The sequence below is a fragment of the Maribacter arenosus genome (genome assembly GCF_014610845.1).
Taxonomy (GTDB): Bacteria; Bacteroidota; Bacteroidia; order Flavobacteriales; family Flavobacteriaceae; genus Maribacter_A; species Maribacter_A arenosus.
Window position 1 is genome coordinate 18,318 of sequence record NZ_JABTCG010000011.1, and the last position, 18,918, is coordinate 37,235.

The 18,918-nt window shown below is 36.3% G+C and carries 12 protein-coding genes; all 12 read left to right on the top strand.

The window, feature by feature from the left end; all coding sequences use genetic code 11:
* The first annotated feature begins 702 nt into the window (after positions 1 to 702).
* The 12 genes from HPE63_RS18045 (at position 703) to HPE63_RS18100 (ending at position 18,917) form a co-directional block, all read left to right on the top strand.
* Positions 703 to 2,094, top strand: a complete 1,392-nt coding sequence (locus HPE63_RS18045) for an exopolysaccharide biosynthesis polyprenyl glycosylphosphotransferase (protein ID WP_188315704.1) — start codon at positions 703 to 705, stop codon at positions 2,092 to 2,094.
* Between the two features lie 98 nt (positions 2,095 to 2,192).
* Positions 2,193 to 3,017 carry a polysaccharide biosynthesis/export family protein gene (locus HPE63_RS18050; protein WP_188315705.1) on the top strand — a complete coding sequence of 275 codons (825 nt, stop codon included), beginning with the start codon at positions 2,193 to 2,195 and terminating at the stop codon, positions 3,015 to 3,017.
* 117 nt (positions 3,018 to 3,134) lie between these two features.
* Positions 3,135 to 5,543, top strand: coding sequence for a GumC family protein (locus HPE63_RS18055; RefSeq protein WP_188315706.1), 2,409 nt, complete (start codon positions 3,135 to 3,137; stop codon positions 5,541 to 5,543).
* Between the two features lie 71 nt (positions 5,544 to 5,614).
* Positions 5,615 to 6,988: an O-antigen ligase family protein gene (locus HPE63_RS18060; protein ID WP_188315707.1), complete on the top strand. Its 1,374-nt coding sequence runs from the start codon at positions 5,615 to 5,617 to the stop codon at positions 6,986 to 6,988.
* A 36-nt stretch (positions 6,989 to 7,024) separates the two neighbouring features.
* Complete coding sequence (locus tag HPE63_RS18065) at positions 7,025 to 8,386, top strand: lipopolysaccharide biosynthesis protein (protein ID WP_188315708.1); 1,362 nt, start codon at positions 7,025 to 7,027, stop codon at positions 8,384 to 8,386.
* 73 nt (positions 8,387 to 8,459) lie between these two features.
* Complete coding sequence (locus HPE63_RS18070) at positions 8,460 to 10,160, top strand: glucosamine inositolphosphorylceramide transferase family protein (protein WP_188315709.1); 1,701 nt, start codon at positions 8,460 to 8,462, stop codon at positions 10,158 to 10,160.
* A 91-nt stretch (positions 10,161 to 10,251) separates the two neighbouring features.
* Positions 10,252 to 12,111 (top strand): asparagine synthase (glutamine-hydrolyzing), encoded by a 1,860-nt coding sequence (gene asnB, locus HPE63_RS18075; protein ID WP_188315710.1) that lies wholly within the window; start codon positions 10,252 to 10,254, stop codon positions 12,109 to 12,111.
* A 166-nt stretch (positions 12,112 to 12,277) separates the two neighbouring features.
* Positions 12,278 to 13,483: a glycosyltransferase gene (locus tag HPE63_RS18080; RefSeq protein ID WP_188315711.1), complete on the top strand. Its 1,206-nt coding sequence runs from the start codon at positions 12,278 to 12,280 to the stop codon at positions 13,481 to 13,483.
* A 68-nt stretch (positions 13,484 to 13,551) separates the two neighbouring features.
* The gene (gene asnB / locus HPE63_RS18085) at positions 13,552 to 15,423 is read left to right on the top strand and encodes an asparagine synthase (glutamine-hydrolyzing) (RefSeq protein ID WP_188315712.1); all 1,872 of its coding nucleotides are present in this window, start codon (positions 13,552 to 13,554) and stop codon (positions 15,421 to 15,423) included.
* Positions 15,424 to 15,446: 23 nt separating this feature from the next.
* Entirely contained in the window at positions 15,447 to 16,568 is a 1,122-nt protein-coding gene (locus HPE63_RS18090) for a glycosyltransferase family 4 protein (protein ID WP_188315713.1), read from the top strand.
* A gap of 68 nt (positions 16,569 to 16,636) precedes the next feature.
* Positions 16,637 to 17,737, top strand: coding sequence for a glycosyltransferase (locus tag HPE63_RS18095; protein WP_188315714.1), 1,101 nt, complete (start codon positions 16,637 to 16,639; stop codon positions 17,735 to 17,737).
* A 70-nt stretch (positions 17,738 to 17,807) separates the two neighbouring features.
* Complete coding sequence (locus HPE63_RS18100) at positions 17,808 to 18,917, top strand: glycosyltransferase family 4 protein (protein WP_188315715.1); 1,110 nt, start codon at positions 17,808 to 17,810, stop codon at positions 18,915 to 18,917.
* Position 18,918: the final 1 nt, after the last annotated feature.

Sequence of the window (18,918 nt, forward strand, 5' to 3'; positions counted from 1 at the left end):
TCCAATGGCCATTAGGCCGTGCGGGTTCAAGTCCCGCCTCGAGTACAGATGAATGGAAAACCAAGGTGAAAGCTTTGGTTTTTTTGTTTTTAAAGCGTGACCAAACTCGTTTGGTCATAAGCTTGGGAAACAAAAAGTAATCGTGAAGCGATTGGCTTTTCATTCTCAACATGTTCGACCAGGACTCACCGAGCGAAGTGAGGTAATTCCGGCCTCGAGTACAGATGAATGGAAAGCCAAGGTTTTAGCCTTGGCTTTTTGTTTCCCTCTCCACTAAGTTTGCATATCTAAATGTCCTTATTATAAAATTTGATAATGAAAATAAATTATTAAGAAGTTTATTTTATGGGTGGTCATTTCATTACTAATAATATTAACCTTTATTTTATTGGATTCAGATCGGTTTTTAAGCCTTTTAACTAATATATTTTAGGTTCGACCGATATTTTATCGGGTTTAAAAGCATACAACTAAATTTAAATTGAAATAAAATAATGCACTTATAAAAATGGGCAATTATAAATGTTGGCTAAATCAAGAAAAAAACAGTGTTGTACAATTGTCACATTACCTAGTTTTCAAAGTATAATAATTGCCATGACTTTTATTTGTTCGTGTAAATTGAAACTCTTTGTAGTGGGTCTTATTTAAATATAAGACTTTTTTTATTGTTCAATATTAAGATGTTAAGAGCTTGCTTTTATGAATTCGAAGAATAGATATTTACTGATAAATCTACTCGCATTTGAGTTTGTTTTATTGAATTCAGTGTTGATTATCTACCTTTTTTTTAGACTACCTGAATTTTCATTTATTGACCCAGCTTTTCTTAAAAAAATGATTCCCCTGATAATTATTTATAATTTAAGTTGGCTATTTATTATTCTTTACAATAGGGAAAAAGAATTCTATTTTGATCCTGATTACAACTATTTAAGGAGTATTTTAACGTCATTATTTTTCTTTGTTGGAATTGTTGCGACATTGGTGATACTATTTAAAATCAGATACTTCGCACGCTCTACATTTATTTTTCCTATTTTCATTTTTTCCTATTTAAATTTGATCAGTCACAAGTATCTATTGAAATATTTAAAAAAAAGAAGCTCAAATCTTTTTTCTAATACCTTACTGATAGGTTCTGATCTCGAGTTTTCAGAGCTCATTGGGTTAACGAAAGGAATGGCCCGTTTTGGGTATATCCTGTCGGGGTATCTGGGAGATCAAGATGAGCAATCTAAAAATGTACTAAACTTGAAAATTTTAGGAAATATCAATGAGTTGTCGAAGGTATTGGCCAACAATTCCATTGATGAAGTTTTCATTTCAGTGTCACAACTAGAGAAACGAAAAATTACTGAATTAATAAAGATTGCCGATAGTTTTGGGGTACGGGTTAAATTAATTCCGGAATACCCCCTGCTTATGGCCAGTAAGTTTAATGCAGGCACAATAGGTGATTTTGCGGTTTATAAACTTCGCCAATCTCCATTGGACAATTTCAACACAACAATATTAAAACGTCTATTTGACTTTTGTTTTGCATTAATGATTATCATAGTATGTTCCCCTTTATACCTGCTTATCGGTATTTTCATATATTTGGATTCTAGAGGTCCAATTACTTATACCCCATATAGAAAAGGAGAAGCTGGTAAGACATTTAAATGTTACAAATTCAGAACTATGTCAGTTTGTGACAACCCAGTGAATGGCACAAAATCAACAATCGTAAATGATCCAAGAATAACCCGGGTAGGCAAGTTTTTAAGGAAAAGTGATTTGGATGAGTTACCACAGTTTTTTAACGTATTGAAAGGAGAAATGAGTGTAATTGGTCCAAGACCACATAGAGCCAACTTACAGAAGGATTTTAGAAGAAGTGTGAATGATTATATGGTAAGGAGCTATATTAAGCCAGGAATTACGGGTTGGGCCCAAGTCAATGGTTGGAGAGGACCTACAGTAACCAATGAACAGAAAAATGAACGGATAAAACATGACTTATGGTATATTGAAAATTGGAGTTTTTGGTTAGATATTAAAATCATTTTCCGAACTATTTTTGGTAGGCATCGAAAAAAGGCATTTTAATTTTTGATCCATAAGGCCATGATGTTGAAGCGATGCCATACGTTAACAAAGTTTAAAAACACCATTGAAAAACTAAGGCTTCTTAAAATTTAAAAAAAATGAATAAAGCTTTGATATTTCCTCTCGATTACAAATCATTTATACAATCAAGCACTGAAATCTATTCAAAAATGAACAAACTATTTCTGTTTTTAATCGTGTTATCATTGTCGTCTTGCTATAGCTCGAAGGAGTTGAATTATATACAAACCGCTCAGAACTCACTTACCATACCGATAATTCCAACTGAATATAGGGTTCAACCCAATGATGTATTGAGCATCAAAGTACAAAGCAAAGATCCAGAACAATCTTCTTTTTTTAATATTACTACGGTAGAAAATAGAAATATCGAGGCAAATCCCGCATCGTTATTTCTAACCGGCTATACTGTTGATACGGACGGCATGATCAATCTCGCCATTGTCGGCGAACTTAAAGTGAGTGATCTTACTGTGGAGGAAATTAGAGACAAAGTGCAGCTCGAAATCGACAAATATCTAGTGAATGCCATGGTATCGGTAAAACTTACCAGCTTTAAAATATCGGTCTTGGGAGATGTTAGAAACCCGGGTACCAACTATATATACAATACACAGGCAACCATATTCGAGGCTCTTAGTGCAGCAGGTGATCTGAATATATCGGCAAAACGCAATAATATAAAAGTAATAAGGCAGGAGGGCGACAAATCTAAAGTAGTAAGTTTAGATCTCACAGATCCTGCAATTATTCAATCACCATACTACTTCTTGAAACCGAACGATGTCTTATATGTAGACAAATCGAAGTCAGGCATTGCACAAAGCAATTTGAGTGTGTTCTCACTTATTTTATCTGCCATTACCACAACCATACTAGTACTGAATTTTACTTCGAATTGAAATTAGCATGAATCATGACAATAATACTTTCGACATAAATATCTGGGTTTAATCATTTAATCAGCCCTAATATGATGGGTATTTTAAAAGTAAAAAAAAACCTGATAACATTCAATAATGAAAAAAAGAAAAGATATAAAGATTAACGCGCCACAGGAGGTTAATTTGAAACAATTTTTCCAGAAGGTCTATAAGAACAAATGGCTTTTCGTTTTAAGCATTGGTTCATTTTTAGCAATTACATTAGCGTATATCTTTCTGGCCACGCCGAAATATGAAGTTTCAACCTCTATTTTGATCGATGCATCAGGAAGTAACAGGGCCCTGGGTGAAAGCAAATACATCGAGGGCGGAGTAGGCTTAATCGAAGTTGAAAAAAACCTCTACAATGAAGTGGGCATCTTAAAATCTTTTAGCCTTGTTCGCCAAACTGTGGAAGATTTGGGTTTTGACATTACCTACTATTCCGGTAACTGGCTAACCAGAAAAGAATATTATGGTTATTTTCCAATTGGTGTAACACTCACCGAGGCCAAAGCCCAGCTTTATGATGTTCCTTTTGAAGTAGATATACTTTCAAATGAAAAATATCAATTAACGATTGAGGGTAATAATTTTAAGGTTTTAGACCCAAAAAGCGGTTCAACCCGTGACGTAAAAAGAGATTTTTCTTTTTCGAAAGAATTCGCATTTGGAGAAGTGGTCAGCCATGAATATTTCTCGTTCATAATAAATAAACCGGATTATGATTTCAACCTTGACGACGATACACTTCGAAACCTCAGTTTCGTTGTCCACAACATTGATGACGTCGCCAATAAATATCTTACAGGCCTTGAAGTCAATAATATTGACATTCAGGCAAGTATTTTTAAAATAGTTTCTTACGGAGCCCTCGTAGATAAAGAAGTTCATTTTCTCAAAAGACTAACAGAAAATTACGTACAGAATAAACTGAAATCCAGAAACGGAATTGCCTCGGGCAAGGAGGAATTTATTCGAAAGCAACTAAGGGAAGTGTCGGATTCTTTGGCAAGAGTCGAGTTACAACTCGAACATTTCAAAAGAAACAAAAGGGCACTTAATTTAGGGGTAACAGCAACCAATGCCTTGGGTCAAACCTCGAATTTACAAGCTGAGAAGGCGAAAATTGAACTGGACATCAAATTTTACAATTCACTAATTGAAAACGTCCAAAAGAATAAACACACGGATGATTTTGTAATTCCGACTTCTATTGGTATTGAGGATCCCATGATAAATGCAAACCTCTCTGAACTAAAAAACTTATATGCCGAAAGAGCAAAGAAAAAATTCTATGTAACCGGTACGAACCAAGAAATGAGCATCTTGAACCAACAGATCAAAGCCTCGACCGATTTATTGCTGAACAATTTGCGCAATGCCATAAAATCTTTAGAGTATGCACAAGAAAGAGTTATTAGTCAATTAGCAAGTTATAATGGGGTAATCAATTCTCTGCCAGAAAGAGAAAATGCCCTACTTTCAATAGAAAGACAAAGTACTTTATATAGTAATCTATTCAATTATTTAAGTCAAGAGCTGGCCAAAACGGGTATTGCCAGAGCCGAGAGTACTTCGGATACCAGGGTATTGGATGAAGCAAGAATGGTAGGTGATGGGCCGGTAGCCCCTCAAAAATTGCTGCTTTTGGTATTGGCCTTTGTACTTGGCACTATGTTTCCTATGGCATGGCTTGCCTTTTTCTCCAAGAACGAGAACATTGAAAATATAGAACAGATTTTTTCTAATAGTGATATTCCGGTGATAGCCAGTATCGCGCATCATGACCCTGAATCTTTAAATTCGGACTCCGAGCTTTCGCTGTGGAATGTAAAGGAATCATTTCGTTACTTAACTACCAATTTGAAATATGTAAAGACAAAAGAACAATGTGTTGTCTTAGGAATAACTTCTATTTTTCCTGAAGAGGGCAAAACGTATAATGCTATCAACTTGGGCATAACTCTTGCCGAATCAGGTAAAAAAACCCTTATTATCGATGCGGATTTAAGAAAGCCTAGTCTGGTCAAAGGTATCAAGGATAACCAAGGCAAGGGACTTACGGACTATTTAGATGGAGATACTATTTTAGCGGATGATATAATTCATTTTCATGAAGAATTAAACACCTTGCACTTCGTTCCGACTTCAACGGTGAATGGTAATGTTCATAAGATGCTTTCAGGACCTAAAATGAAATCACTTTTTCTAGATCTTAAAGATAGATACGATTATATCATACTGGACACCCCTCCAGTCGGCCTAGTATCAGATTTTCTACTTTTTAGAGATTTGATTGATATAAATTTATTCGTAATTCGAAGAAATATCGCCAAAATCGGATTTTTGGAAGATATAGAGAAGCTGATACCGCAAGGTAAAAAGAAGAAAAGTTTTATCATTTTCAATGATGTCTCGAAGAAAGATCACTACTATGGATATGAGCAGAGTTACGGGCAAAATAAAGAAAAACGGTTGGTCAAAAAAGCGTTATCGACTTAATCCTTTATCCTATTCAAAGGTTTGAATTATCCAAAATGAATGCACAGCAAGAACTGTGATATCCAGATAACATGAATGACTTCTCCAAGCTTTTTAACTTTAAAATAGATGAGGCGCAAATGCCCTATTTCTATATCTATTTTGTCATTGCTGGTATCATTGCTTTATATTTACTTATTAAAAGTGGCTCAAAATATAAGTTTGAACTATTTTTTGTGTCGTTCTATTTGCTGACTGGTAATATTAACGCATTATTGACGATAAAAATTCCCGGATTCAGCTTTTTCGAAATTCAGCCAGAAAGGTTGCTTTTTTTTATATTATCATTTTTTCTCGCAAGAAAAATGTTTTTTTCTAAGGAAAAGCTACAATTTACTTTGAACAAAAGCATTCCTTGGTTCGAAGTTGCCCTATATGCCTATGTGATTATGCTTGCTATCTCGGCACTTTACAATATCCCCGAGACAGGTGTTGTAGACGCTGTAATAAGTATTTACGATGCCATAGCATTTTTAGTCATTATGATATCCTTTAGGTTAATGGCAGATAAACCTTCCTATGACCTCATCGGTAAATCGATCATAATCGGTGCCGTAGCGTCAAGTTTAATAAGTCTTGTTCAGTTAGTTATCGACCCATACTTTCTAAGAATAGGCGATAACCGGGAAGCCTTCGGATCATTTTTAAGATCAAATGGTATGTTTAGCACCGAATATTTCAATTCGTACTACCTCATCATCGCAATTGTATGGACGTTGACCACAATTAAAAACAATCTTTTGAAAATTTCATTGGTAGCCCTTTTTTCATTAGGGGTGATATCATCGTTTCAGCGGATGAGCTGGGTGATTTTGGCTTTAGTTCTCCTTACCTATCTGGTTTTCATTAAGAAAATGGCTCTTGAAAAGCTTTTTTTTACGGGTTTGGCCTTGATTGCGATTATATTATCAATTTCTATCTTTTATTATCAAGACATAATGAAGAGCTCTTTGATAAAGGAAAGGCTAAGTGAGCGGGTCGATAGCCGAGCAGGATACTATGCCATGGTTCTTGATAATATCGGCAAAAAACCTGTTTTCGGGTATGGCAATCTCAAGAATGAGGTCTATTATGTAAATTTGATGCGCATAACAGGTGATAGAGACCGGGCAACGGCAACGACTGGAGATCTTCATAGCGGTTATTTTTCGGCACTTTTTTTATACGGGATCCCTGCGTCAATTTTCTTTACTTTGTTCGTCATATTGTCAGTGCTTTATTACTCAAAATCTTTAAATATTGATTTATATTTCGTTCTGCCTTTTCTAGTAAGTATCCTATATATGATCGGTAATCTGACCAATAACTTTTTATTTTTAAAATATATTTCAATTCTCTATGCCGTCCATATTGGGATTGGAATGGGAATCAATAGAATCAAAGAACGATTGGCTTTTGTCAATTGACCCGAAAGTACCATAATTGTACCGCCATCTTAAAATATGAATGTAATTGAAAAGTTAAAAACAGCTTTACATAAAGGCAATGAGCGGTCCGTCAGGGCTAAAAGAAATGTATTATTGACCATATTACTTAAAGGCCTTGGTGTACTGATAGGTTTTATTTATTTCCCCTTATCATTAGAATATCTTGGGGCCGTTAAGTTCGGAATCTTTTTAACACTTCTTTCAATAGTAGATTGGTTTTTAAGTTTCGATATAGGTATCGGTCTCGGGTTGAGGAACAAGTTTGGAGAATCGGTAGCCCTTGACGATAATCAAAAGGCGGTACATTACGTCAGTACTGCATATTTCGTTCTAGGTGCAGTTGTAGTAGTAGTTACCATCGTACTTCTTATTTTGAATTTTTTCGTGCCGTGGACCGGTTGGTTGAATATCGCCCCAGAACTGACTAAAGAAGTAGAGATCCTTGGGGCCATCATCATCGTTTCTTTTGGTATTCGGTTCATAGCAGGAAATATTTATGAAATATTTTACGCGTTGCAAAAAATGGCTTACGTAGAATTTTTCTCTTTGCTGACCAAAGCTTCGTTTTTGTTTTTGATCCTACTCATTCCATTAATAGTGCCCGAATCATTACTGCTTTTTGGAACGGCCAGGTCTTTAACCTTCGCCATGGTACCGTTACTTGTTGGACTATTCTACTTCAGGCGTAAATTCAACTCATACCGCCCTTCTTTTAAATATGTAAAATTGGCCTATTTCAAAGATCTTTTTTCTTTAGGGATCAAATTCTTCCTGATTCAAATGGCCATGCTTGTCATACATCAAACAAACAATATTCTAATCGCCAGTTTTGTGTCTTTGGAAGGTGTGCCACAATATGAGGCGGCCTATAAATATCTTTCCGTATTTATGATGTTGTTCGTCATTCTCAACAACCAGCTTTGGCCATCGAATATAGAAGCCTATGCCAAAGGTGATTTTATCTGGATGAAAAAGTCTATGTGGACTGTCTTGAAAATTTGGATAGCCACATTATTTATAATTTCTGTCATGGTTATTATTTCCCCCTTCATATATAAATTTTGGCTTCAAGAAAACCTTGCGATACCCATAGCTATTTCAATAACAGTCGCCATCTCAATTTGCCTTACAACTTGGGTAAACATTTTCAATATTGTATTGAACGGAACAGGTAGGATCAAACTACAAATGTATGCGTGGATTTTCGCAGCACTAATCAATATTCCGGCATCGCTTTTCTTCGTTAAAGTTTTGGATTATGGTGTCGTTGGGATTGTGTTGGGCACAATAGTGAGTTTAGTTCCAGTAGCGATCGTTTCGCCGATTCAAGTGTATAAAATTTTGTCTCAAAAAGACTGCGGTATATGGGCAAAATAGAAAATTCACATTTTAAAACAAGTAATGTCCTTGATATATCAGATGTTAAACACAATCATATATCAATATAGAAATGAAATCTCACCTAAAACATATTCGATTTGGCGTCATTTGCAACAATAATCAGTTGTATACATGGCAAGAAATCGTTATCAAAAAGTTGATTTCGGAAGCCGATGTCGAATTGAAATTAGTGGTATATGATGGTAAACGGCAGGGTAAAAAACCCGCACCTTCTTCATTTAATGATTCTTCACATAAAATCGGTTTTTTATGGAATCTCTACTATCGGTTGTTCATTAAAAAGAAATCGAAGGCCCTGCAAAGGGTTGAAACCCTTTCCCTATTCGAGGGAATAGCCGTAATGCAATGTGATTTTCTTATTACATATGGATTTGCCCAATTGCATTCCGCTGATATCCAAATAATTGAAAATGCCGAACTCGATTTCATTCTCGATTTTTCTTCTGTTCAATTTACGGGAAATCTGCTAAAAGTCGTTAAATATGGTATATGGAACTATCGGTTTGGCAATCTAGAGAAGTATCAGGATACGACTGGATGTTTTTGGGAGATCTATCACAAAGATGTTATAACGAGTGCCTATCTTATTCGACTCACGAACAAGCCAGATACTAACTGCGTATTGAAAGAAGGGCATTTAAAAACAGCAATTTTTTATACGGAAAATATTGATAAAATACATTTAGAAGCTACCGATTGGCCACTCAAGATTTGTCAGGATATAAGAAACAATAACGTCAATAATTCAGCTGTTGCCACGAAAATAAAATCTGATAAGATATACCGTTCTCCAAGTAATTTTCAGATGCTGTTTTTTTTCTATGTTCAGTTTAATTTAGCATTTAAGAGCATCATTAAATTGCTTTTTTATACCGATTTTTGGAATATCGGCGTAGCCGAGGCTCCTATTCATGATTTCTTAGATTCTAAAAAAACTCCTACCATACATTGGTTCCCGAATTTACCAAAGTCTCGATTTATGGCCGATCCCTTTGGGATTCATTTTAAGAACCAATTACATATTATTTACGAAGACTACCGTTTTGATCAAGGTATCGGCAAGACTGCTAGTATTTTGTACCATGACGGCGAGTTCAAGGATAACAAAATAGTCATCGATGAAGAATTCCATATGTCCTATCCCTATCTTTTGGATTACGAAGATGAAATTTATTGCATCCCTGAGACCTACCAGGCAAATCAGGTACGTTTATATAAAGCCTTGGAATTTCCCCTTAAATGGAAATTGGAAAAAGTGCTCATCGAGAACTACGCAGGTATTGACAGCACTCCATTTAAACACAACAATACGTGGTTTCTTTTTTCTACGAATAAAAAATTAGGTGCACGTTATAATCTTAATATCCATTATTCCGATAGTATTTTCGGCCCTTGGCACCAACATCCTAAAAATCCTGTAAAAACTGATATTCGATCGTCAAGGCCAGCAGGCACCTTATTTATACATAATGGCGACTTGTTTCGGCCATCGATGGATTATTCCGAAAAGATTGAAGGCAGAATTAGTATCAACAAGGTCATAACTCTAACCATTAATGATTTTAAGGAAGAAATTCACAACATCGTAGATCCTTTCAAGAAAACCTATTTTTCAGACAAGGTACATACCCTTAGCCAAGTAGGCAATTATACCTTGGTCGATGGAGCCAAAGAATTATTCATTTTAGCCAATTTCAATGCGCTTAAACATAAAATAATGCGAATTTTTGTTATGCTGAAAAATAAATAGGTTCTTTTGTGCTTCTTTTTATTTTTTAGTACCATATGAGAAGGAAATATAATAGAAAATTAGTAACATAATTAAATATCCAACAAAATAAATGTGTGGAATATGTGGTAAGATTCATTTTGATATAGACAGACCTGTTCTTCAAGATGACATTCATAAAATGACCAAACTGATCACCCATAGAGGACCAGATGATAGCGGTTTTTATGTAAAGAAAAATGTTGGCCTCGGTTTTCGCAGATTGAGTATTATTGATCTTGATACAGGTCATCAACCCTTATCGAACGAAGATGGTACAATATGGATCGTCTTTAACGGTGAAATCTATAATCATCTCAGCTTGCGAGAACAGTTGATTACAAAAGGACACAAATTCAAAACAAGAACAGACACTGAGACCATCGTTCATCTTTTTGAGGAGTATGGGAGTGATTGTGTGAAATACCTCAGGGGTATGTTCGCGTTCGCTATTTGGGACGAGAAGCACAAGAAACTTTTTTGCGCCAGGGACCGTTTTGGCATCAAGCCATTTTTCTATTTCTTGGATCATGAGAAATTTATTTTCGGTACAGAAATAAAATGTATTTTGAGTCAGACGAAATCATCCTCGGCACTTTCCATTCCAATGCTGGATCAGTATTTGACCTATGGATATTCGTCCCAAGAGGGCACAATTTATCAAAACATCCAAAAATTAAGGCCTGGCCATATTTTAGATATCGAACATGGAGGTAAGGTCAAGATCAATAGATTTTGGGATATTCACTATAACCCTGATTATAGCAAGAAAGAAGAGGAATGGTGCAAGTTGTTAGATGATAAACTGTCCGAATCGGTAAAAGCACATTTGATGAGCGATGTGCCTATAGGGGCTTTTCTGAGCGGAGGAGTTGATTCGAGTGCAGTGGTGGCATTAATGTCAAAAAATTCAAGCACACCCGTAAAGACATTTTCAATAGGTTTTAAAGAGGAGGAATTCAATGAATTAAAATATGCCAGGGAAGTCGCCAAAATGTACAATACAGAGCATCATGAACAAATTGTAGAACCAGAGTCTATTGGTCTATTGCCACACTTAGTGGATTGTTATGATGAGCCCTTTGCCGATTCTTCGGCCATACCAACATATTTCGTTTCTAAATTTGCCAGGGAGCATATAACCGTAGCGCTATCTGGTGACGGGGGTGATGAGTTATTTGCAGGCTACAATAAGTACCAGCGAATGATGAACATGCGCAACTTTAATGTGTTGCCCGAAGGTCCAAGCAAACATTTCTGGGGCGCTATGCATAAAATGATTCCTAACAGCGTAAAAGGAAAAGGGGCAACTTATTATCTTTCCAAACCCAAAAATAGTTTCCCTGCTTTTTTATCGATTTGGCAACAAGCCGAACGTGAAAAACTGTTCAAGAAAGAACTCTGGCAAGATATAAAGCAATCTCCTGCAGAATTAAGTAGAATTGAGAGTTTTACTAATTCAGGCTCCTCCGACTTTTTATTCAATATGCAAAAAATGGATATGCAAAGCTATATGGTAGATGATGTGCTCACCAAAGTAGATCGGGCAAGCATGCAAAATTCGCTTGAGGTGCGGGTGCCTATTTTGGATCATGAATTTGCAGAACTAACTTCTCGTATCCCGTCTGAATTAAAAATGAAGAGAACCATTAAAAAATACATCTTTAAAGAAGCAATGAAAAAACATTTACCAGAATCTATCATTTCGCATAAAAAGCAGGGATTCAGTGTGCCGATGAAAGCTTGGTTTAAAGATGATCTTAAAGAATATGTCAATGATCGTTTGCTGAACACAAAGGGGCCGCTTTATGATTATTTAGACCCAGATTATGTAAGTAAGATAGTTAAAGACCACAATAAGGGAATGCGAGATTTTAACGATAAAATATGGTCTTTACTCTTCTTGGACCAATGGCTAAATTCGCGAAAATAGGAGGCTATTCGAAGTTAATACCCTAATTTAAAAGAAATGAAAAAAAAACCAAATGCAGCATTTAACAATTGTCATATGCGCTATCAAATTCTGATTATATTTTGCAAAACCATTCCATTCAATATTTTTTCAAATTAAATACGTGATCAAAACACTATAACCGAGTTTGACAAAAGAAGAACAAAATAACGACGAACACATAGTCTTTCTAGGAGAGTCGGGCTTCCCCATGGGATTGGCCGCAGTTCAAAGAATTACCTTAATGGCTAAGACACTTCTCACTGAAGGATATAGGGTTACCGTAATTTGTCGTAAGGGTGTTTGGAAGAAAAACAGTAAAATAAACTTTGGTGTAAAAGGTAATTATGAAGGTATTGATTACATCTACACTTCTGAAAGCGTTTTTAGACCAAAGGGTTTCATAAGTCGAAATATTCAGAAATTGAAAGGTCTATATGGAGAATTCATGTATTTAAAATATCTAAAAAAGCACGATAAGATCAACGTGGCCATAATCTCGGAGATGAATGTCGTTCATGTGCTTCGTTACCTTATCTATTCGGCGTTTCTAAATTTTTCTACAGTCATTAACTTCGTCGAGCTGGCATCTTCTATGAAAGATAGAAATTCTGTTTTGACAAAGGTAAAAGATTATTTATACGACCATTGGGTCATAAAGCTATTCGATGGAGCTTTGCCCATAAGTGATCGTCTTATGAAATACTATATGGCAATCGCACCTTCTAAACCTGCAATGAAATTACCTGTTTTATGTGATTTTGAAAAATTCGGCAAAGGAAAGAATAGGGATACAGAACCTTATTTTCTGTATTGTGGAAGTATGGCCTATAAGGAAGTAATCGATTTCATAATCGAGGCATATAAAAGCATTTCCGAAAATGAAACTACAAAATTATTTTTGATCGTAAGTGGCGGTAAGAAAAGTGAAACTGGCCTTTTACAAGAAGATTTAAACACGCAATTCAATACGGAACAGATTAGGTTATTTTCGAACATTCCTTATAACCAACTTGTTGATTTGTATAACAATGCGATAGCTCTGCTAATTCCACTGCGACCAACTGTACAAGATTCGGCGCGGTTTCCCCATAAAATAGGAGAATACCTGGCATCGGGCAATCCGGTCATAACAACGAATGTAGGAGAAATCAAAAACTACTTTGAAGATGGTAAAACCGCCCTCGTTGCTGATTTATATGATATTGACGCAATTGCGGAAAAAATGCAATACGTTTTGGACAACCCGGTAGATTCTAAAAATATTGGTGCTAATGGCAAGCAATTAGGCCTTGCCGAGTTTGATTATAGAACACATGGGGTAAGATTACGAATGTTTTTACAGGAAATTTAACTATACAATGAATATACATTTGAAGGTAGATAGCAATTTCGAATTCAAATGTTGGAATAAGAATTTAAATGTGCGGAATAGCAGGAGTTTTCAACTTTCATCACGAAAGAAGTGTTTCTAGGGAATTGCTAAAAAAAATGGCCGATACCATCTCGTATCGTGGCCCCGATGGCGAAGGATTTTTCATCGACTCTTTTGTTGGTTTGGCACATCGCAGATTATCGATCATAGATCTTGGAAGTGGGGATCAACCCATGTTCAATGAAAAAAAAACGATAAGCATCGTCTTCAATGGAGAAATCTACAATTACATAGAACTTAAGGAAGAACTGAAAAAACTCGGCCATTCATTTGTTACCAGTTCCGACACGGAGGTTATCATAAAAGCATATGAGCAGTGGGGGTTCGCCTGTCAGGAAAAATTAAACGGAATGTGGGCCTTCGCACTGTGGGACGCTGCGAAACAGCATTTGTTTATATCAAGGGACCGCCTCGGCGAGAAACCCCTGAACTACATGCTGTACAAAGACTCTTTCCTGTTCGGTTCTGAAATAAAAAGCATTTTGGCCTATACCGGTGCTGTGGAACCCAACACCGATATGGATGAACTGTATTTGTTTTTTGGCTATGTTCCTTCTCCGAATACGTATTACAAATCGATTAAAAAGCTTCCGGCAGGCAACTATCTGGTTGTAAAGAATAATAAGGTCACAGAACATAGCTACTGGGACCTCCCCGACATCGACGAACTAGATTTGCGAAAGGACAAATCCAAGGTAAATGCCGAACTGAGCGAACTGCTCTATGATTCCGTTCGTATGCGAATGCGAAGCGATGTCCCTTATGGTGCCTTTTTGAGCGGCGGGCTTGATTCGTCGAGTATCGTAGCCATAATGAGCGAAATATCTTCGTTTCCCGTAAAAACGTTTACGATAGGGTTTAATGAAAAAGCTTTTGACGAAAGGGATAATGCCCGAATTATTGCCGACAAGTTTAAAACGGAACATTACGAGAAAATAGTGGACAAATCTTCGTTGGAAAAATCGATCAAAGATATTTTACATCACTTTGATGAACCTTTTGCCGATCCTGCTGCGATTCCCACTTCTTATTTAGCGGAAAGTGCCGCCAAACATGTAAAAATGGTCTTGACCGGCGATGGAGGTGATGAGGTTTTTACAGGATATTCAAATTATCAAAGTGAACTTTTTGCCAAAAGATATCAAAATTCCATGCCGGGATTTCTTAAAAAAAGTTTACCTGCAATGGTCGATGGTATAGGCAACATCGCTACAGGAAATATACGTTATAAATTGAATCGGATCAAACGGGTATTAGATTCGTTCAATGTAACCTTCGGTGAGCGATTGATTACAAAGTTTGTTAAAATACCCCCGCCAGAAATTAAGCAATTATTGACCGGAAATGCGTTCCCGATTGAAAATTTTATTTCTGATACTTTGGGCAATTGTAGGTTAAAAGATCCTTTTTATCGATTGAATTATTTTCATCTTAAGGTTTCGCTTCCCGATCAAATGCTTGTCAAGGTCGATAAAACGAGCATGGCCAATTCACTTGAAACCCGTGCGCCCTTGTTGGATTATCGCATAGTCGATTTGATTTACCAAGTAGATAAATCGTTGAAAATGCCTACATACACCGATAAGGGCGTAAAATATATGCTCAAAAACGCCATGCAAAATAAATTGCCCAACGAGATCTTGAACCGAAGAAAACAAGGTTTCGAAGTTCCGTTAAGAGAATGGTTCAAGGATAGTGAATTCGATAATGTATTGACTTCAACGAATTCGTTGAAGTCCCTAAATCAAAAAATGATAAAAAGACTGATAGAAGAAAATCAAAAGGGCAAGGTCGATCACGGCACCCTGTTATGGCGAATTTTATTGCTACAAAGATGGATGTCGCAGGCCATCGCATAAAAAGTGAGGTAGAAATTAGCAAAATGACTGTAAAGAAAAATATTTGTATTACCATAAATTCACTCGCTCCTGGCGGTGCAGAAAAGCAAAGTTTGCTATTGGCCAAAGCGTTGAAGCCGTATCACAATACTACGGTGGTCATCATTAATCCACAGCCAATCTATAAAAAACATATTGCGGTAATTGAAAAGGATGATATAAAACACATATTCTTGGACAGAAATCCTATAAAAAAAATTAGAGACTTTACCGGCTTTCTTAAAAAGAAAAAAATAGATATCATTTTTTCCTTCTTGCCAACAGATACCATCTGGGCGTCCATTTGTGGAAAGATTGCCAATGTGCCCTACATTTTTGGTGGAATCAGAAATAGTCATATAGCCTATTTTAAATATGCCGCGTTGCGTTTTGCCAATAATCATTTGCTCAATTATACGATAGCCAATAATTACGCTGCCTATGACTCCTCGATTAAATTCGGATTTAAAAAAAATGTTATGGTAATACCTAATGGTATAGAAATAAGGCCAAAAAGTCAAATAAAAGGCTTGCAAATGAAGACAATTACTGTAATCAGTATTGGTAGATTGGTAAAGCAAAAAGGATATGTAACGGCATTACAAGCGATTGCCGAGCTAAAAAACACGTTGAAGAGTAATTATGTATTGCGTTATAGAATCGTAGGAGACGGTCCGGAGCAGGAGAACATTACAGGCGCTATAAAAAAGTATGACTTACAAAAGGAAATCGAACTCATAACCAATCCTTCGAATATATATGCCCTGTTGGAGTCATCCGAGATATACCTTAGCACATCGACTTTTGAAGGTATCTCCAATTCGATAATGGAAGCCATGAACTGTGCTTTGCCTATAGTAGCGACAGATGCCGGAGATAATTCACGCCTTGTCTTGCACGGGCAAAATGGATTTCTTTCGACCATCGATGCTTACAAGGATATTGCCCGACATTTGGGTACCTTAATAGAATCGCCTGACAAACGAAAGCGAATGGGACAGGCCAGTTATGATCATTTGGTTAAAAATTTCAGTTATGATGCTTTTCAAAAAAAATATTTGAACATTATCAAAAATATTGAGGCAATACCAATAAACAATGGGGAAGTGTGTTTGCAAGATGATTAAATAGGTTTTAAAGATTGAATGTTGATTACCTTATTGAACCGTGGGTAGTATGAACCTAATAGAAAAACATGAAAATATTGTTACTTATTGATAGCCTTGTTTCAGGGGGCAGGGAAAGAAGATTGATCGAGCTGATCAAGGGTTTTGCGAATTATTCTGATGTGCAGCTAAATTTGGTCGTTTTTTCTGAAAAAATCCATTATCAAGAAATATTCGAACTAGGCATTCCTGTTAACATACTGAAACGGGTTCCCAAAAGAAATCCGATGGTTTTCTACAGACTCTACAAATTATGCAAGAGTTGGAAACCTGATTTAATGCACAGCTGGGGCACGATGTCAGCAATTATGGCCATCCCTTCCTCTATGATTCTTGGCATAAAACTCATTAATGGTAACATTACCGATGCCCCAAAAAACATGTCTTTTTTTGATGTTCGACTTTTTAGGGCTAGGTTGACTTATCCCTTTTCCAAAGTTGTGGTTGGCAATTCGTTGGCGGGACTTCAAGAATATAGGGCGCCCGCACATAAAAGTGTTTGTATTTATAATGGATTTGACAGTAATCGTTTATCGAATTTAAAAAACAAATCCCTGGTTAGGGAACAGTTTAACATCAAAACCGAAAAAATTATTGGCATGGTGGGAAGCTTTTTCGACCGAAAAGATTATGCAACCTTCATAAAAGCTGCATTACTATTATTTAAACAAAGAGAGGATGTCACGTTCATTGCCGTAGGCGATGGGCCAACACTAAAGAATTGTAAGCAAATGGTTCCCTCCGATCATACCCCTTATTTTGTGTTCACTGGTTCGCAAACAGACGTAGAATCGATTATCAACATTTTTGATATTGGTGTATTGGCTACAAATGAGAAAATGCATGGCGAAGGTATATCCAATGCGATACTCGAATATATGGCTTTGGGAAAGCCTACAGTGGCTACCATTGGGGGAGGTACCGATGAAGTTGTCGATCACATGAAAACGGGTATTCTAGTTGCTCCCGGATCACCCAAAATTATGGCAAATCAATTGATTTATTTATTAGATCTACCGACTGAAATGAAAAGAATGGGCCATGAAGGAAAATCTCGACTCGAACGGTCGTTCAGTTTATCGAAAATGACAAGTGCCTATTATGCATTATATCAGAAACTTTTGCAATGACCCATTTTGAACTCTGAAAGTCCAATATATACAACCCAACATAAATAGACAAAGTGTACTAACAATAAAAATGGGAGAAAAGAAAAATATCGCTTTTTTTGGAATTAAATACTATCCCTCAAGAGGTGGCACAAGTCGTGTGGCGGAAAATCTTATTCGTAATCTGGCACAAAATCACAATGTTACCATTTATTGCTATAAACATAAATTGGCCAAAACTAATATTAAGGGAGTACATGTTATACAATTTCCTGAAATCAAATTGGATAGCATAGGGGTATTTCTATATTATTTCATCTGTTATTGCCACATTAGACTTTTTGGAACATACGATATCGTTCATGCCCATAAAATCGATAGTTTCTTATTCCTAAAAGGTTTGTCGAAGAAGGCCAAAGTAATTGCTACGGTACATGGTGTACCCTATAAAGATGGTGTTTGGGGAGGGATTGCCAAATCATTCTTTTTAATGAACGAACAACGTTTTCTAAAATTCAAAGGGGTTAAGACCGCTATATCGAAACCATTATGTGCGTATTATAAAGAGAAATACAATGTTGACGTGAAATTCGTTCCGAACGGAATAAACCCAGTAGAAGAAAGCCATGAAAGTACTATAGAAACCTTCTGGCCCAAAGCAGTGCCCAAAGATACCCCTTACGTATTTTTTGCGGCAAGAAGGATCATGGGCATCAAAGGTTTACACACTTTGTTGAAAGCCTACAAAAAGATAAATTACAAAGGAAACATTTTTGTTGCCGGAGACCTTAATTTTAATCCTATCTACATCAAAGAAGTAAAAGAATTAAGCAAAGGGTTGAACGTTTATTATTTAGGCTATGTAAATCCGTTGTCGGCCTTATTGGAATTGGTAACTAAAAGCGAATATTTTGTTTTCCCCTCGGAAATCGAAGGCATGTCGATCATGTTATTGGAAGTTGCCAGCACCGGAAAACCCATCTTAGCGAGCGATATTCCTGAAAATACACAGGTTTTCGATGACAACGATGTGCTTTTCTTTAAAAGTAAAGATGTCGAAGATCTTTCCAAAAAGTTGCTGTGGATCGAAAACAATAAACCTAGGTTCGAAAAATTGGGTCTAAATGCAAAAAAAAAGGTAAATACGCAATATACTTGGGATAAAATAACTCTTGAATATCTCTCACTTTATAATTTGTAAA

What these genes read in the sequence shown, in the direction of transcription:
- HPE63_RS18095 (WP_188315714.1), top strand. Translation starts at nt 16,637, where the DNA reads ATGAAAATATTGTTACTTATTGATAGCCTTGTTTCAGGGGGCAGGGAA.
- HPE63_RS18065 (WP_188315708.1), top strand. Translation starts at nt 7,025, where the DNA reads ATGAATGTAATTGAAAAGTTAAAAACAGCTTTACATAAAGGCAATGAG.
- asnB (WP_188315712.1), top strand. Translation starts at nt 13,552, where the DNA reads ATGTGCGGAATAGCAGGAGTTTTCAACTTTCATCACGAAAGAAGTGTT.
- HPE63_RS18100 (WP_188315715.1), top strand. Translation starts at nt 17,808, where the DNA reads ATGGGAGAAAAGAAAAATATCGCTTTTTTTGGAATTAAATACTATCCC.
- HPE63_RS18060 (WP_188315707.1), top strand. Translation starts at nt 5,615, where the DNA reads ATGAATGACTTCTCCAAGCTTTTTAACTTTAAAATAGATGAGGCGCAA.
- asnB (WP_188315710.1), top strand. Translation starts at nt 10,252, where the DNA reads ATGTGTGGAATATGTGGTAAGATTCATTTTGATATAGACAGACCTGTT.
- HPE63_RS18055 (WP_188315706.1), top strand. Translation starts at nt 3,135, where the DNA reads ATGAAAAAAAGAAAAGATATAAAGATTAACGCGCCACAGGAGGTTAAT.
- HPE63_RS18050 (WP_188315705.1), top strand. Translation starts at nt 2,193, where the DNA reads ATGAATAAAGCTTTGATATTTCCTCTCGATTACAAATCATTTATACAA.
- HPE63_RS18045 (WP_188315704.1), top strand. Translation starts at nt 703, where the DNA reads ATGAATTCGAAGAATAGATATTTACTGATAAATCTACTCGCATTTGAG.
- HPE63_RS18090 (WP_188315713.1), top strand. Translation starts at nt 15,447, where the DNA reads ATGACTGTAAAGAAAAATATTTGTATTACCATAAATTCACTCGCTCCT.
- HPE63_RS18070 (WP_188315709.1), top strand. Translation starts at nt 8,460, where the DNA reads ATGAAATCTCACCTAAAACATATTCGATTTGGCGTCATTTGCAACAAT.